Source organism: Actinoplanes philippinensis (assembly GCF_900113015.1).
In the GTDB taxonomy this organism is placed as follows: Bacteria; Actinomycetota; Actinomycetes; order Mycobacteriales; family Micromonosporaceae; genus Actinoplanes; species Actinoplanes philippinensis.
Window position 1 is genome coordinate 280,150 of sequence record NZ_FONV01000003.1, and the last position, 23,859, is coordinate 304,008.

A 23,859-nucleotide genomic window follows, 5' to 3' on the forward strand; every position below is an offset into this window, starting at 1 on the left:
TGGCCGGCGAGGCGTCGCCGAGCGGACGGCTCACGAGGAACCCTCACGGTCGGCGCGCAGCACACGCACCGCCTGAACCACGTAGAGGGCCGCCGCACACCAGTACAGCCCGAGCGCCCACCAGGACAGGCCCCAGCCCACCGGCCCGACCCACCACTCGATCGACGGCACCGCCTTCGCCAGCAGGATCAGCGGGAACGACGCCAGCAGCAGGAACGTCCCGGTCTTGCCGACGTAGTGCACCGGCGGCGGACCATACCCGTGCCGGCGCAGGATCAGCAGCACCACGCCGAGGACCGCCTCACGCAGCAGCAACGCCCCGGTCAGCCACAGCGGGATCACCTCGCGCACGGTGAAGCCGATCAGCGTCGCCACGATGTAGAGCCGGTCCGCGAACGGGTCCAGCAGCTCACCCAGACGACTCACCGAATTCATCCGGCGGGCGATGTAGCCGTCCACCCAGTCGGTCGAGCCGCCAATCATCAGCACGATCACAGCGGCGACATCGTTCTCGACGCCGAGCAGCAGATACAGGAAGAGCGGCACGCCCAGCAGCCGGATGAAGCTGATCGCGTTGGGCAGGGTCCAGATCCGATCGGAGGACTCGATGGACGGCGCAGGTTGCTGCGACATCGCGACTTCCTCTCCCCCTCGGCCGAGGCCCCCGCCCGGCTCAATGCGCGAGCCCGGGCCGCTCACCGCCGACCTGCCTGGCGACGGTGTGTACGTGCTCCGGTCGCTCGCCGAGCAACTATAACCAGCCGCGTCCTACAGCCTGACGCGCAGTCACACGGGCCACACCCGCCAGAGCATCCTAGGAGGCTAGCCTCCCGACTGGATCGATGTCTCCTCCTGGACCGCAGCCGCCCCGGCGACGAATCGTCAGCGGCACGCGCTGAGGCCGGCGGGACGGCTGGCGACGCCGGGATCAGTGGGTGTTGCGGCCCCGGCGGGCGCGGACGTAGTCGTCGATCACGTAGCGCCCCAGGTCTGCCGGGTCGGGACTGAAGACCCGGCCGCCGTTGCGGTGCGCCACGGCGGAGACGAAACGCCGCAGGCCGGGGTCCTCGCCGAGCATGAAGACGTTCAGGGTGGCGCCGAAGCGGGTCAGCAGGTCCACCTCGTGAATCGTGGCCTGGACCGTCTCCGGCAGCGGTGGCCACCAGAAGACCGCCTCACCGTCCGGTTCGAGGTGGGAGGTGGGCTCGCCGTCGGTCACGACCAGGATCACCGGCTCCGCTCCGGGATGGCGGCGCACGTGCCGGGCGGCGAGCTTGAGGGCGTGCTGGAGGTTCGTGCCCTTCTCGATGGTCGGCTCGATGGCGGCCAGCTCCCCCTGCGACAGCGTCTGCGCATACCGGCCGAAACCGATGATCTGCAGGGCGTCCTGTGGGTACTTGGTCGCCACCAGGTGCGACAGGGCCAGGGCGGTCTGTTTCATCGGGCCCCAGCGGCCGTCGGCATACATCGAATAGGACAGGTCCACACACAGCGCCACCGCCGCCGACACGCGACGCTCGGTTTCGGCCACCTCGAAGTCGTCGGGCTCCAGGCGTACCGGAAGAGTGGCGGCGCCACCCGCGGCCCGGCGGCGGACCGCGTTGCCGATCGTGCGGACCACGTCCAGCGGTTGATCGTCGCCGAACTCCCATCGGCGCGACGAGCCGATCAGGTCGCCGGCGGCCCCGGCGTCACGCATGTCGTGCTGGCCGCGTTTGCCGGCGACGTCGCGGAAGATCGCCGACAGGGCGGTCCGGCCGAGGCGGCGCAGCGCCTTCGGTGACAGGGTGAGGCCGTCGGCGTCGCGTTGCACCCAGCCCTGGCGGCGCAGCTCACGCTCGAGCTCGCGGAGGCGGCGCAGGTCGTCGGCGGCGGATCGGCCGAGCTGGCGTTCGACGGCCTCGACGTCGACGTCGTCGAGGGTCGCGCCGGGATGCTCCTGACCGAGCTGGTCGATCAGCTCGTCGAGATCGGCGATCTCCCCGAGCGCGGCGGTGGCGTCGCCGTAGCCGAGGTCGGCGGGGCCGCGCATGCGTTCGCCGCGGCCCCAGTTCAGGCCGGGGCGCAGGGCTCGCAGGTTGTCGGTCAGCTCGGCCATCCGGTCGCGGAGCGGGCCGTCGCCGAGAGCCTGGGCCATCAGCTGTTCCAGCTCCTCGCGCTGCTGTGGGCTCAGCGAGCGCATCAGGCGTTCCGCGGCGGCGGCCTGGCGGGCCAGGGAGTCGATCAGCTCGTCGACGTTCTGCGGGTTGTCGGGGAAGAATCGGCCGTGCCGGTCCATGAAGTCGCGGAAGGCGTCGCCGGTGTCCTCGCCGCGGGCGTGGCGGGCCAGGAGGTCGTTCAGATCCTGGAGCATGTCCGATACCTCGGTCATGTCGCCCTGCTGGAGGGCCTGTTTCATGCCGGCGAAGCGCTGGGAGATCACCTCCTCACGGAGGCCGGCCAGGATCTGCTGGTAGATCTCCCGCGCCTCCGCGGAGGACCAGTCGTAATCCGACAGGTCGGAGACCGCCTGGGAAACCGATCGTGGGAGGTTGTCGAGGACCGCCTCGTTGAACCGGGCCCCGTCGTCGTCCCGGGCGGCCAGCGAGTCACGCTCGGTCGCCAGCGCCTGGTCGAGCATCTGCCGCGCCCGGGTCACCGCCCCGTCCAGGTTGCCGCGGCGCAGCGCGTCACGCCGCAGCCGACGGGCCCGCTCACGCAGCGAGTCGAGGCCACGACCGTCCCGCGGACCGCGCCGGATCAGGTCACGCAGCGCGTCCCGGAGGCTGTCACCCGCGAGGACCCGCTCCCCCATCTCGTCGACGGCGGCCCGGACGTCGTAGGGCGGAGCGAGCGGATCGGGTCCGTCCCGCCAGGCCCCGTACCGAAAGACATTGCCGCTCACCGCGAAACCCCAGACGCGAGAGAAGGGAGGGAGGGGGTGGCCGGAACGGCGCCGGCCGAGGCCGGGGTGGCCCCGGCCCGCCAAACGCCGGTCCCGGCCCGCCAAACGGCGGGGAATGCGGGCTCGGCACCGGCCCGGAAAGCGGCCGAGGCCGCCACCGGTGTGGCCGGCCGAGGGGGAACCACGGTGGGCATCAGCGGATCAGCTCCCGTAGATGGTGCGGCCGTCGTCGGTCAGCTCCTTTGCCAAGCGCCGCGTCAGATGCAACCCCTCCAGCGCGAACTCGATGCCCGAGGCCGCCTGCCCCGCGCTGGGGGCGTCGCCGAGGCCGAGCCGGTCGAGGACCTTGGCCAGGCCGGGGACCGTGCCGATCTGGGCGAGCAGCTCGTCGGCGCTGACCAGGTCGCCGGTCTGGATGATGGCGCCCTCGGCGACCAGGTCGGTGAAGCCGGACAGGTCGAGGCCGGCGAGGCGGGCCCGGAACGTCTCGGCGGTCGCGACGCGCAGCAGGTGGCCGAGGATCTCGGTCTCCCGCCCCTCCTCGCCGCTCTCGAACTCGACCTTGCCGCGCAGCGTGGAGGTCACCGAGACGGTGTCGCAGATCCGGGCGACGGCCTCACGCTCGCCGCGCAGACCGGCCCGGCGCAGCGCGGACGCGGCGACGGTCTCGGCGGCGGCGATCGCGAACCGGGCGGACACGCCGGAGCGGGCGTCGACCGACGGCGACTCGCGGACGCCTCGCGTATACCGCGCCAGCACCTCCACCAGGAAGTCCGGCAGCTGCGCGACGAGCGCCGCCTCCTGCTGGATGAGCGCGGTCTCCAGGGACAGGTCGATCGGGTAGTGGGTGCGGATCTCGGCGCCGAACCGGTCTTTCAACGGCGTGATGATCCGGCCGCGGTTCGTGTAGTCCTCCGGGTTGGCGGACGCGACGAGCAGCAGGTCGAGCGGCAGCCGCAGCTGGTAGCCGCGGACCTGGATGTCACGCTCCTCCAGCACGTTGAGCAGCGACACCTGGATGCGCTCGGCGAGGTCGGGCAGCTCGTTGACGGCGAAGATGCCCCGGTTGGTGCGCGGCACGAGGCCGAAGTGGATGGTCTCCGGGTCGCCGAGCGCGCGGCCCTCGGCCACCTTGATCGGGTCGACGTCGCCGATCAGGTCGCCGACGCTGGTGTCGGGGGTGGCGAGCTTCTCGCCATACCGCTCGGAGCGGTGCAGCCAGGCGATCGGCAGCAGGTCACCGGCCTCGGCGGCACGGCGGCGGGCGGCCGGGGTGAGCGGATGATACGGATGCTCGTGCAGCTCGGAGCCCTCGATGTAGGGCGTCCACTCGTCGAGCAGGCCGACGAGCGCGCGGATGAGCCGGGTCTTGCCCTGGCCGCGCTCGCCGAGCAGCACCATGTCGTGGCCGGCGAGCAGCGCGCGCTCGACCTCGGGCAGCACGGTGTCGTCATAACCGACGATGCCGGGGAAGCGTGGGCCGCCGGAGCCGAGCCGGGCCAGCAGGTTGTCGCGCAGCTCCTGCTTGACCGTGCGGAACTCGTGGCCGGTGGCACGCAGCTCACCCAGCGTGCGGGGCAGGTCGGCGGGCGGAACGGGTGTGATCGCGATGGGCGCCTCTGTCACCGCACGAACGCTACCCCTCCCCTGTGACAAACAACGACTGTGCGGGCGGACACATCCAGGGCCGCGGGATTGGCTCTGGTTGCGGTCGGCGGCCGCGCGGCACGCTTCCCGGCATGACGACCGACATTCAGAGGTACGCCGCATTCGCCCACGATCCGGAAGGAGGTAATCCGGCCGGTGTGGTGCTCGACGCGAGCGCCCTGGACGACGCGGCCATGCAGGCGATCGCGGCCGACATCGGCTATTCCGAGACGGCGTTCGTGACAGCCCGTGACGGCGACCGTTTCCGGGTGCGTTACTTCAGCCCGCTCGCCGAGGTGCCGTTCTGCGGGCACGCGACGGTGGCGACGGCGGTGGCGCTGGGGCCGGGCGAGCACCTGTTCGAGACCAACGCCGGTGACGTGCCGGTGGTCGTCGGCGAGGACGGGACGGCGACGCTGACCAGCGTGGACCCGCACGTCGCCGACCTGGCGGCGGACGATCTGACGGCCCTGCTGGCGGCGCTCGGGTGGGACGCCGGTGACCTTGACCCGCTTCTTGCGCCGAAGGTGGGGTTCGGTGGGGCGTACCATCCGATTCTCGCCGTGCGCAGCCGTGCGAGGCTCGCCGGCCTGGACTACGACGTGCCCGCCCTGAAGGCGCTGATGACCGAGCGCGGCTGGACCACGGTGCAGCTGGTGTTCCGGGCCGGGGCGGACGAGTTCGACGTGCGCAACCCGTTCCCGGTCGGCGGCGTCTACGAGGATCCGGCGACCGGCGCGGCCGCGGCGGCGTTCGGCGGCTACCTGCGGGAGCTGGGCCTCGCCGCCGACGATGCGACGATCACGCTGCGTCAGGGTGACGACATGGGGCGGCCGAGCCGCATCACCGTCCGTCTCGATCCGGAGATCAAGGGGGTACGGGTCAGCGGCGCGGCCGTCCCGATCGTCAGCTGAGACGCGCCGTCAGGTACGACGAGCCGGGCCGGACGCCGACCACCGTGCCGGCCGGGTACCGCAGCGTGTGGTCACGGTCGGTGGAGATCAGCACCACGCCGATCCGGTGCCCGGCCGCGAACACGTGGTCGGTGCTCTGCAACGGGAACCGGAACGTGTACGCCTTGCCGGCGGTGATCGGCGTGGTCCGCGCCGGTGACAGCCGGTTGCGCACGTCGATCCAGCCGCGGGTGACGATCTCGTAGCCGGACGGCTCCGTCACGTACTCGCGCCGGGCGAAACAGCCGGGGTCGCCGTCGATGCCGGGCCCGACGCAGTCCTGCTCGGCGAGGGTACGCACCCGGACGAACCGGTCGGCCGTCCCGTAGTCGACGAGCAGCGCCGTCAGATACGGCGAGTCACCGGTGAGGTCGGCACGGACGGTGACCTCCGGTGTCCCGGAGAGCCGGACGTCCCTGCTCAGCGGCGTGGTCAGGTGCACGAACCGGTTCGGGTCGGCGGCGTCCGGGGCGGCGGCCAGCGACTCGGCGGTGCGGGCGGTGTCGTCGACGAAGGCCTGCCGCGGCCCGGACCCGAGGCGCAGGCTGGTCTGCCGGCCCGGGAGCGGCCAGGACCGCGAGGTCACCCACCGGTGCGGCGCGACCTCGACGTCGGCGACCGGCTCGCGCATGATGCCGGTGTCGATCCGGTACAGCCACTGGTCGAACCACCGGTGCAGGGTGTCCAGCCACTCGGCGCGGCGGACGTTGAACGGGTCGGTGTGCCCGGCCTGGTGCAGCCAGATCTTGCGGGGCACGTGGTTGCGGCCGAGGGCGTCCCACCACTGCCCGGCGTGCAGGGTGCGCACGTTGAAGTCGTGCAGCCCGTGCACCAGCAGCACGCTGGCCCGCACCTTGTCCGCGTCGCGCAGGTAGTTGCGCTCGTCCCAGTAGCGGCTGTAGTCGCCGGTCGCCCGGTCCTGGTCCCGTTCGAGCGCTTCCATGACCGGCGCGCAGACCGACGGGTCCGCGCGGGTGAGGACGGCCTTGGCCAGGATGTCGGTGTCCTCGCCCTGGAAGCCGCCGGGCGCCACCACCCCGCCGTTGGCGCGGTAGTAGTCGTACCAGCTGGAGATCGCGGCGATCGGCACGATCGTCTCCAGGCCGCGCACCCCGGTCGCGGCGACCGCGTTGGGCAGGGTGCCGTTGTAGGAGACGCCGATCATGCCGGTCCGCCCGGTCGTCCAGCCGGCCCGCACCGGAGCGCCGCCGGCGTCGAAGCCGGGCGCGCGCCCGTTCAGCCAGTCGATCACGGCCTTCATGCCGAGGGTCTCGTTGCGCCCACCGGAGGTGGGGCAGCCGTCCGAGCCGCCGCTGCCGAGGCTGTCGGCGAAGATCACCGCGTACCCGCGGGGCACGAAGTAGTTGTCCAGATAGCCGGCGAAGGTGATGGTCTCGGCCCGGTCGGCGGTCGCGGCGGCGGTGAGGCCGGCGGCGCCGCGGTCGATGTCGTCGTGGTTCGGGACGTCGTTGAGGCCCGCGTAGTACGGGCTGGCCTGGAAGATCACCGGCACCTTGGCCGTGGTGTCGGGCCGGATGATCCGGACGGCGACCCGGTCGGGCCGGCCGTCGGCGTCGCTGTCCACCGGGGTCTGCACCCAGACCCGCTCCCGGATGGCGGCGGCGTAGTCGTGGACCGGCTGGGTCCCGGTCGCGGCGTGGGCCGGGGTCGCGGCGGTGACCGCCGACCCGGCGAGGACCATGAGGACACAGAGGCCTCTGGCGAGCAGTCGCATCGCCACACCATATCGTCATGTATGAATGTCAGAGGATGGGCGGATGAGCGCCACACTGATCGCCCGGCAACTCGCCGCGGGACACGGGGACCGCACCCTCTTCACCGGACTCGACCTGGTCGTGGCTCCCGGCGACGTGATCGGGCTGGTCGGGGTGAACGGCGCGGGCAAGACGACGCTGCTGCGTACCCTCGCCGGGTCGATCCCCCTGGAGAGCGGGAGCGTCGCGCTGAGCCCGCCCACCGCCAACGTCGGATATCTCCCGCAGGAGCGGGAGCGCCGCCCCGGCGAGAGCGTGCGCGGCTTCCTGGGCCGGCGCACCGGCGTCACCGCCGCCCAGGAGGCGATGGACGCGGCGGCCCTCGCCCTCGCCGACGGCGAGCCCGGCGCCGACGACCGGTATGCGGCCGCGCTGGACCGCTGGCTCGACCTGGGCGGCGCCGACCTGGAGGAACGGATCGCCGAGTCCGACCTCGGCTTCGATCTGGAGCTGCCGATGACCGCGCTCTCCGGTGGCCAGGCGGCCCGCGCCGGGATGGCGTCGCTGCTGCTCAGCCGCTACGACATCTACCTGCTCGACGAGCCGACGAACGACCTGGACCTGGACGGGCTGGCCCGGCTGGAGGCGTTCGTGTCCGGGCTGCGCGCGGGCGCGGTGCTGGTCAGCCACGACCGCGAGTTCCTCACCCGGACCGTGACCAAGGTGCTCGAGCTCGACCTGGCCCAGAGCCAGGTCAACCTGTTCGGCGGCGGCTACGCCTCCTATCTGGAGGAACGCGACCGGGCACGCCGGCACGCCCGCGAGGAGTACGAGGAGTACGCCGACAAGAAGGAGGACCTGCTCGAACGCGCCCGCATGCAGCGCGCCTGGATGGACAAGGGCGTCCGCAACGCCCGCCGCAAGGCCCCCGACAACGACAAGATCGCCAAGGCGATGCGCGGGGAGAGCAGCGAGAAGCAGGCGGCCAAGGCCCGGCAGACCGAGCGGATGATCGAGCGCCTGGAGGTGGTCGAGGAGCCGCGCAAGGAGTGGGAGCTGCGGATGGAGATCGCCGCGGCGCCCCGGGCCGGCGCGGTGGTGGCCACCCTGCGCGACGCCGTGGTCCACCGTGGCGACTTCACCCTCGGCCCGGTGACGCTGCAGATCGACTGGGCCGACCGGGTGGCGATCACCGGCGCCAACGGGTCCGGCAAGTCCACCCTGCTGGCCGCGCTGCTCGGCCGGCTGCCCCTCGACGCGGGCGCCCAGCACCTCGGGCCCGGCGTCGTGGTCGGCGAGGTCGACCAGGCCCGCGGCCTGTTCCTCGGCGGCGAGCCGCTGGCCCGGGCGTTCGGCGCCGCGGTGCCCGACTGGCCGGACGCCGACGTGCGCACGCTGCTGGCGAAATTCGGCCTGCGGTCGGCGCACGTGCTGCGCCCGGCCGTCACCCTCTCCCCCGGCGAACGGACCCGGGCGGCGCTCGCCCTGCTCCAGGCTCGCGGGGTGAACCTGCTGGTCCTCGACGAGCCGACCAACCACCTGGACCTGCCGGCCATCGAGCAGCTGGAGTCGGCGCTGGCCTCCTACACCGGCACGCTGCTGCTGGTCACCCACGACCGGCGGATGCTGGAGGCGGTCGCCACCGACCGCCGCCTCGAGGTCGCCGGAGGGCGGGTGACCGGCTAGGGTCCGTTTCGGAATGCGGCCGAGTGCGAGGCGAGGTCGCATGCCGACACGGACCCTAGGCCACCTTGGCGACCGCGGCGCGGGCGGCGGCCTCCAGGTCGGCGACCTTCGGGTCGGCCTCGGACATCAGCATGACGGTGACGTAGGTCTTCCCGGCGGCGGCCGCCAGGAGGCGGCCCTTCACCGTCAGTTTCAGCGTGGGCACGGTCATCACGAAACTCACGGCCGCCGAGGCGTCACCGATCGCCGGAGCCAGGGGGTACGCACTGAGCGCGAACCCCATGTCCGCCGGCACCTCGCCCGCGGCCCTGGTGAACGACGTGCAGGCGGGCAGCACCCCGGCGAGCTTCGTCACCGCCGCCCGCGCCGCGTCGGCCCCCGGCTCGGCCAGGGTCTCGACCAGCAGCTCCTCCTCACCGGCGCCACGCACGTACTCCCGGTACACCGTCCCGGCGGGCACCCGGGCGCCGGTGCCGCACGCCGCGATCTCGGCCGGGATCCGCGCGAACAGGTCGTCGACGGCGTCCGTCTGCGGCGTGAACCCGGCCGGCGCCTCCCCGGCCGCCAGCAGCGCGGCGGTGAGGCGCTCGGCGACCGGGTCGTCCGGCGGCGGCACACTCGCGGCCGTCGCCGAGCTGACCCCGGCGGCAGCGGGAGCCGTTCGCACGCCGGCCGGGGCGGCCTGCACACCGGCCGAGGCGGTACTCACGCGGGCCGGGGCGGCATTCACGCCGGCCGGGGCGGCCTGCACACCGGCCGAGGCGGTACTCACGCGGGCCGGGGCGGCATTCACGCCGGCCGGGGCGGCATTCACGCCGGCCGGGGCGGCATTCACGCCGGCCGGGGCGACGGGCGCGGTGATCGGGGCGAAGGTTCCGCTGTCCGGTTCGCCGGGCGGGCCCGCGTGGGCGGCCGACGGGGTGACGGCGGTGGCCAGCGCGGCGGCGGTCATGAGCGCGATGATTCGGGGCACAAAATCACGCTAAAGCCGCAAACAGGGCGCTACGGAACGAAATGCTGGATTTACGCCACCGGTGCCGTGTGACCGTCAGCCGGCGATCGTGAACGGGCTGCTCAGCGGCCCCTCGTTGGCGGAACGGTCGAGGCCGCTGACGCAGTAGGTGGCGGGGCCGGCCGGTGGCTTCGGGTCGGCCACGGGGCTGCCGGCCCGGCCTGTTGCGACGAGGGCGGCCGCGCCTTTCTGCGTACGATAAAGGGCCCAGCTCGTGCCACCGCCGCCGGCGACCGTCAGGGTGACCGCGCCCCCGTCGGACCTGTTCGCCGCGGTGATCCGGGGCGCCGCCGGCGGCGCTGCCGGAAGCCGCGCGATCCGCGGGACGAACGCCGGCGTCGCGTAGTGTTTCGCCCGGTAGCGGCTGGCCGCGCCGAGCTTGTCGCCGCGGACCGACGCGGCGCTGTAGTGGATCTGGCCCTGCACGCCGAACTTGTCGTTGAGGACCATCTGCCGGTCGAGCTCGGCCGGGTCGCTCCAGTCCCCCTTCTCACCGACCCGGTAGTCGGCCATCCCGATGTAGAGCTGCACGCCGGTGCCCTTGACCGTTTTCGCCCACCAGGGCAGCACCTTGGCGTAGTCGGCCTTGTCGAACCCGATGGTCCAGTAGAGCTGCGGGACGATGTAGTCGAGCCAGCCCTCGCGCACCCAGGTGCGGGTGTCGGCGTAGATGGCGCTGTAGCTCTCCAGACCGCTGGTGTCCGAGCCCTCGCCGCCGTTGCGCCAGATCCCGAACGGGCTGATCCCGAACTTGACCCACGGCTTGACCTCGGCGATCCGCTGTTTCATCTCGCGGACCAGGGTGTTCACGTTGTCCCGGCGCCAGTCGGCCCGGCTCTTCCCGCCGCCGTACTTCGCGAACGACGCGTCGTCGGGAAAGTCCTGACCCTTGCCGTCGCCGGGGTAGGGGTAGAAGAAGTCGTCGAAGTGGACGCCGTCGACGTCGTATCTCGCGACCGCCTCCAGCATCGCGTCCTCGACGAACTTGCGGGCCTCCGGGTTGCCCGGGTCGTAGTAGTAGCGGCCCTTCGGCCCGGACGGGTGCGCGATCCGCCACTCCGGGTGCACCACCAGCGGATGGTTCGCGGGGAGCTTGGTGAGGTCGGTGCCGGCGCCGTCCGGCGCGAACTGGGTGCCCCGGTACGGGTTGAACCAGGCGTGGAACTCCAGGTTGCGCTGGTGGGCCTCGTCGACCATGAACGCCATCGGGTCCCAGCCCGGATCGGCGCCGTCCAGCCGGCCGGTCAGCCAGTTCGACCACGGGGCGTAGTCGGATTTCCAGAACGCGTCGCCGCTCGGGCGCACGTGCACGAAGATCGCGTTGTGGTTCTGCGCGACGGCCAGGTCCAGCCACCGGAGATACTCGGCGCGGACCTGCTCCGGCGGCAGCCCCGGCCTGCTGGGCCAGTCGATGTTGTAGACCGTGGTGAGCCACATGCCACGCAGCTCCCGCGGCGCCGACACCGGCACGGTGCCGCACAGCCCGGTCACGGTCGGGGTGGGTGCGTCGGCCACCGCCACGGTGTCGGCGGTCCGGGCCGGCGGCTCGTAGAAGGCGGCCCGCAACAGGCCGATCCCGAGCACCGCCACCGCGAACAGGACCGCCGACAGCAGCATCGCCACCCGTACCGGTGGCCGGCGCAACAGACTCACAGCACCGACCGGTAGATCTCGAGGGTGTCCTCGGCGATCCGCGACCAGCTGAACTTCTCCACGGCGCGGCGACGGCCGGCCCGGCCCATCCGCTCGGCCAGCTGCGGGTCGTTGAGGACCCGGGTCAGGGTGGCGGCCAGGTCGGCGACGAAACGCTCCGGGTCGACGGGCGTTCCCGTACCGTCCTGAAGCTGCTCGATGCCGACGAGCAGGCCGGTCTCGCCGTCGGCGACCACCTCGGGGATGCCGCCGGTCGCGGTGGCGACCACCGCGGTCTCGCAGGCCATCGCCTCCAGGTTGACGATGCCCATCGGCTCGTAGATCGACGGGCAGACGAAGACCGTGGCGTGCGTGAGGACCTGGATGACCTCCTGCTTCGGCAGCATCTCCTGCACCCAGATCACGCCCTGCGGGTCACGCTTGGCCCGCAGCTCGGCGGCGAGCGCCTCGACCTCGGCGGCGATCTCCGGGGTGTCGGGCGCGCCGGCCAGCAGGATGATCTGCGCCTCGGCGGGCAGCTCCTGGCAGGCCCGCATCAGGTAGGGCAGGCCTTTCTGCCGGGTGATCCGGCCGACGAAGACGACGCTCGGCCGGTTGCGGTCGATGCCGAGCCGGTCGACCACCTCGGTGCCGCGGTCCGGCTGGTAGAGCTCGGTGTCGATGCCGTTGTAGACGACGTGGATCCGGTCCGGGTCGACCGACGGGTACGCCCGGAGCACGTCACGCCGCATCCCGCCGGACACCGCGATGATCGCGTCCGCGTTCTCGATGGCGGTCCGCTCGCAGAACGACGAGAGCGCGTAGCCGCCGCCGAGCTGTTCCGCCTTCCACGGGCGCAGCGGCTCGAGGCTGTGCGTGGTCACCACGTGCGGGACGCCGTGCAGCAGTTTCGCCGTGTGGCCGGCGAAGTTCGCATACCAGGTGTGGCTGTGCACCACGTCGGCGCCGGCGCAGCCCTCGGCGATCGCCAGGTTGACACCCATGGTGCGCAGCGCGGCGTTGGCCCGCGCCAGCTCGGCGGGTTCGGGGTACGCCGTGACGCCGGCCTCGTCCCGCGGGGCGCCGAAGCAGTGCACCCGCACGTCGGCGAGCCCGCGCAGGTCACGGGCCAGATACTCGAGGTGGACCCCGGCGCCGCCGTAGACCTCCGGCGGGTACTCACGGGTGATCAGGTCGGCGCGCAGTCGGGAGTCCGTCACGACTCGCAGCTTAGCCGCCGTTCCTGCAGCCGCCGCCCGGGTGCACACTCCGGAAAGCAACCGCCGCCGCAACCCGGCCGCAACCGGGGTCGGATGACATGGCCACGTGCCCATCCACCGCATCCCGGCCTGGCAGCTCGCCCTCGCGGGTGGCGTCGCCGCCGTGCTCGCCCTGCACGCGCTGGGGAGCCCGTACGCCTGGCCGATCCTCCAGGCGGCCGGCACCGCGGTGTTGTTGCGGGCGGCCCGGTCGCACCGGTGCGGCTGGTGGCTGTTCTCCGCTGCGGGCGCGGCCGGCACCGCGGCGTCGCTCTGGTGGGCGCTGCACCCCGGCGAGCCGCCGAACACGCCGATGGGACTGTCGCTGGCCGTCCAGTACGCCCTGCACGCGGCCGCCGCCGTCCAGTTCAGCCGCCGCCGCAAGCCGGGCGGCGCGGTGGAGGCCGCGGCCGTGGTCCTGACCGTGGCCATGCTGGCCTGGTCGTTCGTCGTCCTGCCGTACCTGGGGCGCCCCGGCTACGGGATGGTCGACGACGCTCTGGCCGGTCTCTACGCGCTGCTCGACCTGGCGATCCTGGGCACCGTGCTGCGGACCGCGGCCGACGCCCGCCGGACGCCCGGCGTCCTGGTCGCCGCGAGCGGGACGATGCTGCTCGCCGCGCACCTGTACTACGCCGGGACCGCCGCCGAGGGCGCCCGCCCGTTCCTGCCCGGCGGCGGCCCGCACCTGCTCATGCAGCTGTGGTGGGTGCTGATCGTGGCGGCCGCCCTGCACCCGCGGGCCGCCCAGCCGGCCGCCGCCGACGTGGCGCCGAGCCGGACCACCCTGGCCGTCATGTACGTCGCCGCGGTGGCCAGCCCGCTGCTGCCGGCGATCGCCCGGCCGTCCGTGACCGTGGTCGTCCCGGCGCTGCTCACCGCCGGGCTGTGCGGGCTCCTGCTGCTGCGGATCGTGGTCCTGGCCCGGCTCGCCGAGCGCCGGGCACGCCAGGCCCGCGAGGCGCTGCAGGAGCAGCAGGTGCTCCAGCAACAGCTGGCCCATCGGGCCGGGCACGACGCGCTGACCGGGCTGGCCAACCGGGACCTGCTGCTGGAGCACCTGGGCCGGGCCGTCGCCGGGGACCGGCCGTACGCGCTGATCCTGTGCGCGCTCGACGGGTTCAAGGAGATCAACGACACGTACGGCCACCACGTCGGCGACACCGTGCTGCGCCAGGTGGCCGAACGCCTGCTGCGCTACGAGCGCGAGGTGGAGCTGGTGGCGCGGCTGGGCGGGGACGAGTTCGGGTTCCTGATCACCTCCCGCGCCGACGCCGCCGACCTGGCGGAACGCGTGGTGACGGCGGTGTCGGCCGCCCCGTACGCCGCCGACGAGCGCCGCATCCACCTGACCGCCCGGGCCGGGCTCGCCGACGGCGTCCCCGGCAACGACGCCGTCCTCGGCGACGCCGACCTGGCCCTGCGCGCGGCCAAGCAGGCCGGTGGCGCCCGGACCGCCCGGTTCGACGAGTCGCTGCGCGCCGAGCAGTCGGAGCGGGCCCGGACCGCCGCGGGGCTGCGGCAGGCGCTCACCGACGGCAGCCTGTTCATGCACTACCAGCCGGTCGTCGACACGGCCTCCGGCCGGGCCACCGGGGTGGAGGCGCTGATGCGCTGGCGCCGTGGCGGCGAACTGGTGCCGCCCGGGGTGTTCATCCCGATCGCCGAGCAGACCGGGCTGATCGGGGCGCTCGGCACCCGCGCGCTGCGGCTGGCGTGCGCGCAGGCCGCCACCTGGCACCGGGAGCACGGGCTCTACCTGACCGTGAACGTCTCCACCCACCAGCTGCGCGATCCCGGTTTCACCGCGGCGGTGCTGGAGATCCTCGCCGACACCGGGCTGCCCGCCGCGGCCCTGGTGCTGGAGATCACCGAATCGGTGCTCATCGACGCCGCGGACACGCCGGTGCTGGGCTCGCTGCGGGCGCACGGCATCCGGATCGCGATCGACGACTTCGGCACCGGCTACTCGTCGCTGGCGTACCTGCACGCCCTGCCGGTCGACATCCTGAAGATCGACCAGTCGTTCATCCGCCGGCACGAGGACCCGCCAAGGCCCCAGGACGTCAGCCTGACCAGGGCGATCCTGGAGCTGGCCCGTAGCCAGGACCTGCTGGCGGTGGCCGAGGGTGTGGAGACCGCCGGTCAGGCCGAGCTGCTGCGCGACCTGGGGTGCCCGCTGGTGCAGGGTTACCACTACGGGCGTCCGGTCGATGCCGCGGCGATCGACACGCTGATGCGCGAGGATGCTTTCCAGCCCGCCGCCTGACCGGTAAGAAGACGGCAGCGTCAGCAAGATATTTCGAACCGCCCTTTCGGGTGGCGCGGGGGCGGCGGGAATATTAGCGTCCTCCCCATGGCAGTCAAGGTGCTTGCGATCGTTCTGGCTGGTGGAGAAGGCAAGCGCCTGATGCCCTTGACGGCTGACCGGGCCAAACCCGGTGTGCCGTTCGGCGGCATCTATCGCATGATCGACTTCGTGCTGTCGAACCTCGCGAACGCGGGGTATCTCAAGATCGTCGTGCTGACGCAGTACAAGTCGCACTCCCTCGACCGGCACATCTCCAAGACGTGGCGGATGTCGACGCTGCTCGGCAACTACGTCACGCCGGTCCCCGCCCAGCAGCGGCTCGGGCCCCGCTGGTTCGCCGGCTCCGCCGACGCGATCTACCAGAGCCTCAACCTGATCAACGACGAGTCGCCCGACTACGTGATCGTCTTCGGCGCCGACCACATCTACCGCATGGACCCGAAGCAGATGGTCAACGACCACATCGCGTCGGGCGCGGCGGTCACCGTCGCCGGCATCCGCCAGCCGCTGTCGCTGGCCGACCAGTTCGGGGTCATCGACGTCGCCGAGGACGGCAAGAAGATCAAGGCGTTCCGGGAGAAGCCGAAGGACGCGGTCGGCCTGCCCGACTCCCCCGACGAGGTGTATGCGTCGATGGGCAACTACGTCTTCACCACGCGGGCCCTGTGCGAGGCGGTCTCGGCCGACGCGCAAAATCCGGACAGCAAGCACGACATGGGCGGCAACATCATCCCGATGCTGGTGGAGAAGGGCGAGGCGAACGTCTACGACTTCCGCGACAACGACGTGCCCGGCGCCACCGACCGGGACCGCGGCTACTGGCGCGACGTGGGCACGCTCGACTCCTTCTACGAGGCCCACCTCGACCTGATCGCCACCCTGCCGATCTTCAACCTCTACAACCACGACTGGCCCATCTTCACCAACTACGGCTCGTGGCCGCCCGCGAAATTCGTGCACGGCTACGACGACCGGCAGGGCCGCGCCATCGACTCGATGATCTCCCCCGGCGTGGTCGTCTCCGGCGCCCTGGTGGAACGCTCGGTCATCTCGCCGAACGTACGGGTCAACTCGTGGGCGCACGTCGACGGCGCGGTCATCATGGAGGGCGTCTCGGTCGGCCGGCGCGCGGTCATCCGCAACGCCATCATCGACAAGAACGTGGTGATCCCCGAGGGCGCCCAGATCGGCGTCGACCTCGATCGCGACCGCAAGCTCTACACGGTCAGCGACAACGGCGTGGTCGTGATCGGCAAGGGCCAGCGCGTCGAACTGTGACCTGCCGCCCGGCGTTCCGGGACGGCCCTCTGCCGGGCGACGGTCCCGCACGGCGGAGGTCTTTCCTCAGAGCAGCGTCACGGTACGCAGAATCGCCGGCTCGCTCCACATGACACGAAGACGCACGTCCGGGGCCGAGCAGGTGCAGCCGGTCTCCGGCGCGGGCGGCCCGGCCCCGGGGCGCATGCCAGCACGTGCGACCGATCTCAGACGCGTGCAGCGGCCCCCGGCGCGTGCCAAGCATGCGCGACCGACAACCAGTTCGGGCAGCCAGCCCCGGCGCGTGCCAAGCATGGGCAGCCGACAACGGCGCGGGCCGAGCATGCGCAGCCGACAACCGGCGCGTGCAACCGGCCCCAGCGCATGCCAAGCATGCGCAGCCGACAACGGCGCGGGCCGAGCATGCGCGGCCGACAACTGACGCGGGCAGCCGGCCCCGGCGCCTGCCAAGCAGGCGCGGCCGACAACCGGCGCGTTCAACCGGCCCCAGCGCGTGCCAGCACGTGCAGCGGACCCCGGCGCTTTCCAGCAGGTTGCCTTCGGCGTTCGGCCGGATTTGCACCAGCGCACCGCCGACCTCTTGAGGCAGCTCCAGAGCGCGGTCGGCTTTGGTGTCGACGACGCGGTAGCCGGCACGAACCCGGCCGAGATCGCCGATCCGCAGCATCCCGTCCCCGCCCGGAACGCCACAAAAGAATGCGTCCCGCGCACGAGAACGGGAATCGGACTCGGTGTCGCCGACCCGCTGCCCTCGTCGGGTAGTGAGCTTCTCGAAAGCGCGGTAGCGCCCTCCGAATCCCGAGTACGTCGATGGTCCTGAAATATTTCGCTCATGAGAACGCAAAAGGCACCAGCAGCCCACAGCGTCGCACCCAAGACGCAAACCAGGCCGCAGATGACTGCCCCTCAAAAGGCACAAACCACGTGGGCACCTCACCCACCTCAGGGCAAGAACAGAACTAGAAATCCGCAACAAGACAAAAAAGAACCGAGCCCTGACAACCAGTACCCGAACAACAAACCCCATAGAGCAGCAATAAACGCCGACCAGAGCCGGGCGACCCAAACGAACCTGCCCCACCACGGAAACAATGAGTGAAACCTCAGCCCCCACCCTGCAAGGACCACACAAATTCATGAAAATCCCACGCCGCGCCGAAAAGCCTCCCCGCACACACGGCGATCGAGCGAATGCAACACACGCCGACCGCACCCGCGACGACGAACGCCCCGAGGTAATCTCCGGTGTCTGATCAACGGCCGCTTCCGCCGGGCCTGTAACGCGAACGGTGACAGCCGACACCGAAGAAGACAATTCGAGCGCAGACTGCGGTGACGCCGAGAGCGCTCGGCACGATGCAGCCACGGGACCAGGCGATGACGCAACTGGTGGTGCGCCCAACGGAGCAACTGATGGCCCATGCGATGACGCACTCAACGGAGCAACTGACGGCCCATGCGATGACGCACTCAACGGAGCAACTGACGGCCCATGCGATAGCGCACTCAACGGAGCAGACGAGGGCGTAGTCGGCGGCGCACTCAACGGGGCGTGTGATGACGTAGCCGATGGTGCGCTCAACAGAGCCGGTAATGACGCACGTAATGGTGCACTCTGCGGGGGAGGCGATGACGCCGTCGATGGTGCGCTCAACAGAGCCGGCAATGACGCACGTGATGGTGGGCTCAGCGGAGCCGGCAATGACGCACGTGATGGTGGGCTCAGCGGAGAAGGCGACGGCCCTTTCTGTGTTTCCGCAGCTTCGGGCGCGGCTCTGCTCTGGCGCAGGCGCCGGAGCTTCTCACCGTGACGCTGCCGCAAGCCCCACTCACGATGGCGCTCGTGCTCACGGCGGAATTCGTCACGCGCGGCCGAGTAATTGCGCGACCTGGTCCGGTCGCGCATCGCAGAAATCTCAGACCGACTGAACAACGACGCCTGCCCCATGAATAAATTCTCCCCCTCCCCCGTCTCCAATTGTCAGCAGTCGATCATGCCAATTTCCGACTTTTCTCCATGAGCGGGAGAAGGGAGGGAGGCACGCGAAGAGGGGAAGACGAAAGAGAGGAGCGCTGCATATCGCCAAGCGACCGCGCTCGGTACCGGGGACGGTTGGCGTGGACTTCAGAGGGCTGGCGAGAGGACAGCGGCAACACCGGAGACAACAACGAGCCCGCGGCGACGAGCGGCGACGGCGCGGCAGGTCTCAGCGAAGCAGGCGGCGACGGAGAGGCGACGGCGCAGCAGGCGCACAGAGCAGCAGGCGCACAGAGCAGCAGGCGGCGACGGAGAGGCAGGGTGACGTTCAGATGGGCGAGCACGATGACGGTTACGTGATCGCCGGCGAGGCGGCGGCTCGGTCAAGGTGCTGCATGACCCGCGGGAGGCGGCCGACGGCGGACGGCGCGACACACGGCGAGGAACTGGACGCGGCACGCATGAGGCCAATGGCGGTGAGCCAGAGTAGGGCGGGCGGCGAGGGCGAAGGTCGAGCAGACGGTGGAAGCCACCTTGAGGTAGGCGCCCGTGCCCAGGGTGAGGTAGGCGGGCGCGTCGAGGGTCAGGTGGCCGGGGCGGGGCCTCGCTGAGCAGCGGAGACGAGGCTCAGGTAGGACGGCGGTGAAGTCGGCGCGGTGGGGGCCGACACAACGAGAGCCGGCGCGACGAGAACCAGCACGACGAGGACCAACACGGCAGGACCGACACGACGTGGACCAGCGCGGCGAGGGCCAACACGGCAGGACCAGCGCGACGAGAACCAACACGACGAGGACCGACACGACGAGGACCAGCGCGGCGAGGACCGGCGCGGCGAGGGTGGGGAGGGCTTTGGCCGTACCAGAGAAGGGGTTTCAGGCTCTGTCTCGGAGAGTCTCGGAAGGGGAGACGCCGAAGCGAGCGCGATAAGCGCCCGCGAATCGGCCCAGGTGGGTGAAACCCCAGCGGTAGGCGACCTCGGTGACGCTGGCCTGGCCCGGGTCGGCGCGGGTGAGTTCGGCGTGGGCGCCGTCCAGGCGCAGGCGGCGCAGGTAGGTGAGGGGTGGCTGGCCGACGTGCTGGCGGAACGACTCCTGGAGGACGCGGACGCCGACGCCGGTGAGGGCGGCCAGGTCGTGGATGGTCCAGGGGCGCCACGGTTCGGTGTGCATGGCGTCGAGGGCGCGTTTCACGGTTCGGGGGCGGTGGGGGCCCTGCAGGCCGGCCGGTTCCTCGCCGTAGGGGTGTTCGACGGTCAGGGCCAGGCCGCTGACCACCATGTCGCGCCAGCGGGCGGCCATCCGGGGGCGGCTGGCGAGGGCGTCGGGGCACCGTAGCTCGTGCAGGAGCAGGCGGGCGAGGGCGGCCCAGGTGCGGCCGGGGCCGTCGACGAGGTCGAAGGTGGCGCCGAGCGGCAGCGGGGAGACGACGCGGTGGTCGAGGGCGGCGTCGACCTCGCGTTCGAGGGCGGCGCGGTCGACCTTGACGCTGAGGAGGCGGCAGCTGCCGGGCCAGTCGAGCTCGATGTCGCCGGTGGGACGGTAGACGACGGCGCGGGTGGCGTCGGCGAGGGTGACGGCGCCGCGGTGCCGGGAGCGGACCGCGCCGCTGAGCGGGACGAGCACGTGGTACGCCGTTTCGAGCGCCTCGATGGTGATGCGGATGTCGGTGCCGTACCGCACTTCGCCGAGGGTGATCGGGCCGATGGTGACCACGTCGGCGGCGAACCGCATCCGGCCGGGGTCACCGACCGGATCGATCCGCAGTGGTCCGTAGTACAGCTTGCGGCAGAACTCCCGGGCCTCGTCCATGTCGGAGGTGCGCAGGCCGACATGGACCGGGACGTCCGCGCCCGGCGATGCCGGGCCCGGGAGCCGACCGCCTGCCATGGTGTCCAGACTAGACCGCCACGGGCGTCTTTCCGGGGACCAGATGGGCGGGCCAGGTGACCTCGGCGACCGCACCGCCACGCACTTCGACCTGCGTGAGCGGGGTGTCGTCGTCCTGCCAGACCACGTAGGCGCCTTCGGCGAGGCTGTCGATGACCACGCAGAAGGTGACACCCGATCGGACGTATCGGGCGCGAACCGCCGCGTGGGTCCGGTGGCCGGTGTCGCCGACCGGGGACACCTCGATCTCGTGGCCGTGCAGGGTGGCCGGCGTGTGGATGATCAGCGCGCCGATGGTGCCGCCGATGTTCAGCATCACCGTGCCCTGCCCGGAGGGGGCGTAGGTGTGGTGGTGATGGTGGTGGTCGCCGTGTCCGAGGCTCATGGCCGTGCTCCCTGGGGGTGGTCTCGTCAGGACGGGTTGTTGAAGCCGTCGAACGGGGTGGGCAGGAAGGGGAACTTCTTGAGCAGCGAGGCGCTGACGTTCTTGATGCTCAGGCCCTGCTCGACCAGGCCGGCGGCGGCGTCGGCCTTGAAGTCCTTCTTGACCAGCGGCAGGGTGGCGCCGGCGACGGCCTTGATGGAGATGGAGACGACGTCGTCGGCGATCCGGCGGCCGTTGGGGAAGCCGGCGAGGTCGCCGCCGACGACGCCGAGGGCGTTCTCCTTCGCGGCCGGTGGGATGGCGGTGTTGAGCCGCAGCATGTCGGCCTGGAGGGCACCGGTGTTGTTCTGGAAGCCCTCGATGATGCCGTCCGGGATGCCGGTCAGCAGGATCGCCAGGAGGTCGGCGCGGGCTTCCTTGGTCTTGTTGAACTTCGCCAGGTTGTCGAAGAGGCCGGGGTAGAGCACCGGTAGGAGCGCTCCCAGCTCGGGCGTGGCGACGAACTCGGCGAACCGCTTGTCCTCGCTCGGCGGGAGGCTGTTCCACTTGTCCTTCTGCGCCATCGGCACGATGACCTCGTTGAACAGCGGGTTGCCGAGACGCGACACCTGCACCTGCGGGCCGACCACCACGTCGTTGCCGCCCTTGTCGCCGCGCACCTCGACCTGGCGGCGGCTGGCGGAGGTCCACACGCCGATGACGGCGCCGGCGTCCTTGGCGCGGACGCGCTTCTTGCCGTCGCGGCGGACCATGTCCAGCGGGATCTGGATGGCGATGCTGTGCACGTTGGTCTTGTCGGTGGCGTTGACGGCCTTGCCGGCGTAGTTGAACAGCTGCTGGCCGACCAGGTGCTTGTCCTGGAAGGGGCGCAGGGTGCCGAGGTCGAAGATCGAGCCGAGGTCGACGAAGAAGGCGTCGGCGCGCTGGCCGGCGAAGACCTTCTCACGGCTCTTCAGCTTGTGGACGGCGTCCTCGGCGAGCTTGGCGTAGTTCGGGATGGAGATCTTGCCGACGTTGCACGGCGGGCACGGCAGCTTGCTGGCCAGGACGGTGCTCTTGCCGTGGCTGTCGACCTTGGTCACCGAGTAGAACTGCCGCCGGTTCCAGTTCTCGTCGTCGAGCGACTTGATCTGGCCGGTGTTGTACAGGAACGTCTTGTCGTTGCGCAGCTCGGTGCGGAACCGGAACTGGTAGGTGACGTCCGGGCGGGCGTCGCCGTTGGCGTCGATGTGGATCTCGTAGAGCACGTCGTCGCCGAACTCGAAGAAGTTCGGGCCGCTGGACGGCAGCTGCAGCGGCACGTAGTTGGCGATGATGGTGACCGTGTCCGGGTCGTCGGGGCTGACGAACGCGTACAGGTCGGAGCTGTCGGCGACCGGGTCCTTGCTGATCTCCGGCGCTTCGCGGTGGGAAGACATGTTCGGGGGGTTCTCCTGTCGGGAACGTTAGGTCGAAACGTCGGAAGTCAGCGGCCGGCGGCTTTGAGCAGGCTGGCCACGAGCTTCTTGTCGGTGATCGTCTTGACCTTCTCACCGGAGAAGACGTCGATCGTGCCCTTCTTCACATCGCGCAGCGAGATCACGAGCGGCGCACCGTCGTCCTTGCTCTCGGAAGTGCCGGCGAGGCTCAGCCCGGCGACACCGGCGGCGGAGACGCCCACACCTGTCGCGGCGAGGGCCAGCACGCGGCGGCGGGACAGCCACGAGGTGCGGCCCGGTGCGCGGTAACGAACACGACTCATGCTTGGCCTTTCGTCGTTGGGGGGCCTGACAGGCAATGCATCGTCGACGCCGATCAGTACGAGATCGAGAAGCCGGCGGTTCAACAAAAAATTCAGGGAACTCTCAACGAGTTTCGCGGCGGCGTAGCCGGGAGAGGCCCGCACCGGCCGCCACCAGCGCGGCGACGCCCAGCGCGCCTCCGATGAGCCAGTGACCGAGACCGATCATTCCGTCGTCCGCGGTCGTCACACCGGCGGCGAGTTCCGGATCGATCGACGGGTCGGGCGTCTCGCCGGGCGCGGGCGGCTCCACGGGGGCCGCGGTGGTCTTCTTGACCGCCGGCGCGGTGCTCTTCACGGTCGACGGCGACGGCGGCGGTGGGGCGACGGTGGCGGCGGCCGGGAAGACCAGATCGGAGCAGGAGTAGTAGGTGTCCGGGGTGCTGGACGTCTCCCACACCGTGTAGAGGATGTGCCGTCCGGTCCGTTTCGGGAGCTTCACCGACATCCGGTACGCCCCGTCGGTCAGCGGCGGGTCCTTGATCTCGGTGAGCGGGTCGCCGAGGTCGTCCCAGGCCAGCTTCTTCGCGGGGTCGTAGCCCGTACCGGTGATGAAGATCCGGAAGGAGCCCTGGTGCGGGATCGTCCCGCGATAGATGATCTTGAGGTTCTGACCGGATTTCACCGCCGTCGACGGGAAGTCGTCGCGCGCCAGGTCGAGCCCGCGGTAGAGGTCGATGCCGGCGCTGCACAGCTTCCCGTCGGGCACCCGCGTGCGATCGTCCTTCACGTCGGCGAGGCGCAGGTTGTCGTAGGCGCCGAGGAACCCGTCGGTCGCCTTGAGGGCGGCTTTGCAGGCGGCGGCGCCACGCTGGACGCCGTTGCCGGCGCAGGCGGCGCTGCGGCTGATCGGCGTCATCGGCGCCCCGTGCGCCTGCGCGGGCGACGGCGCGACGGGAACGGCGGCCGCGGTGACCAGGGCGGCGGCGGCTATGCGACGGACAAACATGAGATCTCCCGGGTACGGCAGTGCGAAGCCACCCGGGGGTACGGACTTCAGGCACCGCTCGTTCACCGGCCATCGCGCTGTGATTGCATGGCCGAGTCAGGTAAGAAACCAGGAGGATTCATGCACAAGCCCGATGTCGGCCCCATTCCCGATGCTCCGGCCAGCGAGCTGCTGATCGAGGACATCGTCCAGGGCGAGGGTCAGGAGGCGAAGGCGGGCGACTTCGTCAGCGTCCACTACGTGGGTGTCGCCCAGTCCACGGGCAAGGAGTTCGACGCCTCCTACAACCGCGGCGAGCCGTTCGGGTTCCGGGTGGCCGGCCAGCAGGTCATCGCCGGCTGGGACCAGGGCGTCGCCGGGATGAAGGTGGGCGGCCGCCGCAAGCTGGTCATCCCGCCGCACCTGGGTTACGGCTCGCGCGGCGCGGCCGGCGCGATCAAGCCGAACGAGACCCTCGTCTTCGTGGTGGACCTGCTCCAGGTCCACTGAGCCACCGCCGGT

At 71.2% G+C, this 23,859-nt stretch carries 17 protein-coding genes; 5 read left to right on the forward strand and 12 right to left on the reverse strand.

What is annotated here, in order from left to right; translation table 11 throughout:
- Window positions 1-30 precede the first annotated feature (30 nt).
- The 3 genes from clsA to BM290_RS08210 form a co-directional block, all read right to left on the reverse strand.
- Entirely contained in the window at window positions 31-633 is a 603-nt protein-coding gene (gene clsA / locus BM290_RS08200; RefSeq protein WP_093611663.1) for a cardiolipin synthase ClsA, read from the reverse strand.
- Between the two features lie 295 nt (window positions 634-928).
- The gene (locus BM290_RS08205; protein WP_093611665.1) at window positions 929-2,884 is read right to left on the reverse strand and encodes a vWA domain-containing protein; all 1,956 of its coding nucleotides are present in this window, start codon (window positions 2,882-2,884) and stop codon (window positions 929-931) included.
- Window positions 2,885-3,085: 201 nt separating this feature from the next.
- Window positions 3,086-4,510, reverse strand: a complete 1,425-nt coding sequence (locus tag BM290_RS08210; protein WP_093611667.1) for a sigma 54-interacting transcriptional regulator — start codon at window positions 4,508-4,510, stop codon at window positions 3,086-3,088.
- A 113-nt stretch (window positions 4,511-4,623) separates the two neighbouring features.
- On the opposite strand from BM290_RS08210, the gene BM290_RS08215 reads away from it, so the two are divergent.
- A complete protein-coding gene (locus BM290_RS08215) occupies window positions 4,624-5,445 on the forward strand; it encodes a PhzF family phenazine biosynthesis protein (protein ID WP_093611669.1) in 822 nt (273 codons plus the stop codon).
- On the opposite strand, the gene BM290_RS08220 is transcribed toward BM290_RS08215, so the two are convergent.
- Window positions 5,438-7,219: a Xaa-Pro dipeptidyl-peptidase gene (locus BM290_RS08220; RefSeq protein ID WP_093611671.1), complete on the reverse strand. Its 1,782-nt coding sequence runs from the start codon at window positions 7,217-7,219 to the stop codon at window positions 5,438-5,440. The genes BM290_RS08215 and BM290_RS08220 overlap by 8 nt on opposite strands.
- 43 nt (window positions 7,220-7,262) lie before the next feature.
- On the opposite strand from BM290_RS08220, the gene BM290_RS08225 reads away from it, so the two are divergent.
- The gene (locus BM290_RS08225; RefSeq protein WP_093611673.1) at window positions 7,263-8,885 is read left to right on the forward strand and encodes an ABC-F family ATP-binding cassette domain-containing protein; all 1,623 of its coding nucleotides are present in this window, start codon (window positions 7,263-7,265) and stop codon (window positions 8,883-8,885) included.
- A 55-nt stretch (window positions 8,886-8,940) separates the two neighbouring features.
- Here BM290_RS08225 and BM290_RS08230 read toward each other — a convergent pair whose 3' ends face one another.
- The 3 genes from BM290_RS08230 to glgA all read right to left on the reverse strand — a co-directional run bounded on the left by BM290_RS08230 (window position 8,941) and on the right by glgA (window position 12,749).
- Window positions 8,941-9,858 carry a ribosomal eL19 family protein gene (locus tag BM290_RS08230; protein WP_143133664.1) on the reverse strand — a complete coding sequence of 306 codons (918 nt, stop codon included), beginning with the start codon at window positions 9,856-9,858 and terminating at the stop codon, window positions 8,941-8,943.
- 75 nt (window positions 9,859-9,933) lie between these two features.
- Entirely contained in the window at window positions 9,934-11,550 is a 1,617-nt protein-coding gene (locus BM290_RS08235; protein WP_239143237.1) for a glycoside hydrolase family 10-like protein, read from the reverse strand.
- Window positions 11,547-12,749: a glycogen synthase gene (gene glgA, locus BM290_RS08240; protein WP_093611677.1), complete on the reverse strand. Its 1,203-nt coding sequence runs from the start codon at window positions 12,747-12,749 to the stop codon at window positions 11,547-11,549. The genes BM290_RS08235 and glgA overlap by 4 nt, the downstream gene beginning before the upstream one ends.
- A 106-nt stretch (window positions 12,750-12,855) precedes the next feature.
- Between glgA and BM290_RS08245 the strand changes: the two genes are divergently transcribed.
- Both BM290_RS08245 and glgC read left to right on the forward strand, forming a co-directional pair.
- A complete protein-coding gene (locus BM290_RS08245; RefSeq protein ID WP_093611679.1) occupies window positions 12,856-15,057 on the forward strand; it encodes a putative bifunctional diguanylate cyclase/phosphodiesterase in 2,202 nt (733 codons plus the stop codon).
- Window positions 15,058-15,144: 87 nt separating this feature from the next.
- Window positions 15,145-16,377, forward strand: a complete 1,233-nt coding sequence (gene glgC, locus BM290_RS08250) for a glucose-1-phosphate adenylyltransferase (protein WP_093611681.1) — start codon at window positions 15,145-15,147, stop codon at window positions 16,375-16,377.
- Window positions 16,378-19,230: 2,853 nt separating this feature from the next.
- Here the strand turns inward: glgC and BM290_RS08260 are convergent.
- From BM290_RS08260 to BM290_RS08280, 5 genes are read right to left on the reverse strand one after another with little or no spacing between them, the layout of a single operon-like run.
- Window positions 19,231-20,244, reverse strand: coding sequence for an AraC family transcriptional regulator (locus tag BM290_RS08260; RefSeq protein ID WP_239143236.1), 1,014 nt, complete (start codon window positions 20,242-20,244; stop codon window positions 19,231-19,233).
- Window positions 20,245-20,254: 10 nt separating this feature from the next.
- Window positions 20,255-20,629: a phospholipase gene (locus BM290_RS08265; RefSeq protein WP_093611687.1), complete on the reverse strand. Its 375-nt coding sequence runs from the start codon at window positions 20,627-20,629 to the stop codon at window positions 20,255-20,257.
- Window positions 20,630-20,655: 26 nt separating this feature from the next.
- Entirely contained in the window at window positions 20,656-22,047 is a 1,392-nt protein-coding gene (locus tag BM290_RS08270) for a DUF4331 domain-containing protein (RefSeq protein ID WP_093611689.1), read from the reverse strand.
- A gap of 47 nt (window positions 22,048-22,094) precedes the next feature.
- On the reverse strand, window positions 22,095-22,514 hold the full coding sequence (locus tag BM290_RS08275; RefSeq protein WP_244903899.1) for a hypothetical protein: 420 nt from the start codon (window positions 22,512-22,514) through the stop codon (window positions 22,095-22,097).
- A complete protein-coding gene (locus BM290_RS08280) occupies window positions 22,474-23,358 on the reverse strand; it encodes a lytic polysaccharide monooxygenase (RefSeq protein WP_093611693.1) in 885 nt (294 codons plus the stop codon). The genes BM290_RS08275 and BM290_RS08280 overlap by 41 nt, the downstream gene beginning before the upstream one ends.
- Before the next feature lie 120 nt (window positions 23,359-23,478).
- Between BM290_RS08280 and BM290_RS08285 the strand changes: the two genes are divergently transcribed.
- Complete coding sequence (locus BM290_RS08285) at window positions 23,479-23,847, forward strand: FKBP-type peptidyl-prolyl cis-trans isomerase (RefSeq protein ID WP_093611695.1); 369 nt, start codon at window positions 23,479-23,481, stop codon at window positions 23,845-23,847.
- Window positions 23,848-23,859: the final 12 nt, after the last annotated feature.

Coding starts and splice junctions, on each gene's coding strand:
- BM290_RS08225 (WP_093611673.1), top strand. CDS start 7,263: ATGAGCGCCACACTGATCGCCCGGCAACTCGCCGCGGGACACGGGGAC.
- BM290_RS08285 (WP_093611695.1), top strand. CDS start 23,479: ATGCACAAGCCCGATGTCGGCCCCATTCCCGATGCTCCGGCCAGCGAG.
- clsA (WP_093611663.1), bottom strand. CDS start 633: ATGTCGCAGCAACCTGCGCCGTCCATCGAGTCCTCCGATCGGATCTGG.
- BM290_RS08215 (WP_093611669.1), top strand. CDS start 4,624: ATGACGACCGACATTCAGAGGTACGCCGCATTCGCCCACGATCCGGAA.
- BM290_RS08220 (WP_093611671.1), bottom strand. CDS start 7,219: ATGCGACTGCTCGCCAGAGGCCTCTGTGTCCTCATGGTCCTCGCCGGG.
- BM290_RS08265 (WP_093611687.1), bottom strand. CDS start 20,629: ATGAGCCTCGGACACGGCGACCACCACCATCACCACCACACCTACGCC.
- glgC (WP_093611681.1), top strand. CDS start 15,145: ATGGCAGTCAAGGTGCTTGCGATCGTTCTGGCTGGTGGAGAAGGCAAG.
- BM290_RS08270 (WP_093611689.1), bottom strand. CDS start 22,047: ATGTCTTCCCACCGCGAAGCGCCGGAGATCAGCAAGGACCCGGTCGCC.
- BM290_RS08260 (WP_239143236.1), bottom strand. CDS start 20,244: ATGGCAGGCGGTCGGCTCCCGGGCCCGGCATCGCCGGGCGCGGACGTC.
- BM290_RS08280 (WP_093611693.1), bottom strand. CDS start 23,358: ATGTTTGTCCGTCGCATAGCCGCCGCCGCCCTGGTCACCGCGGCCGCC.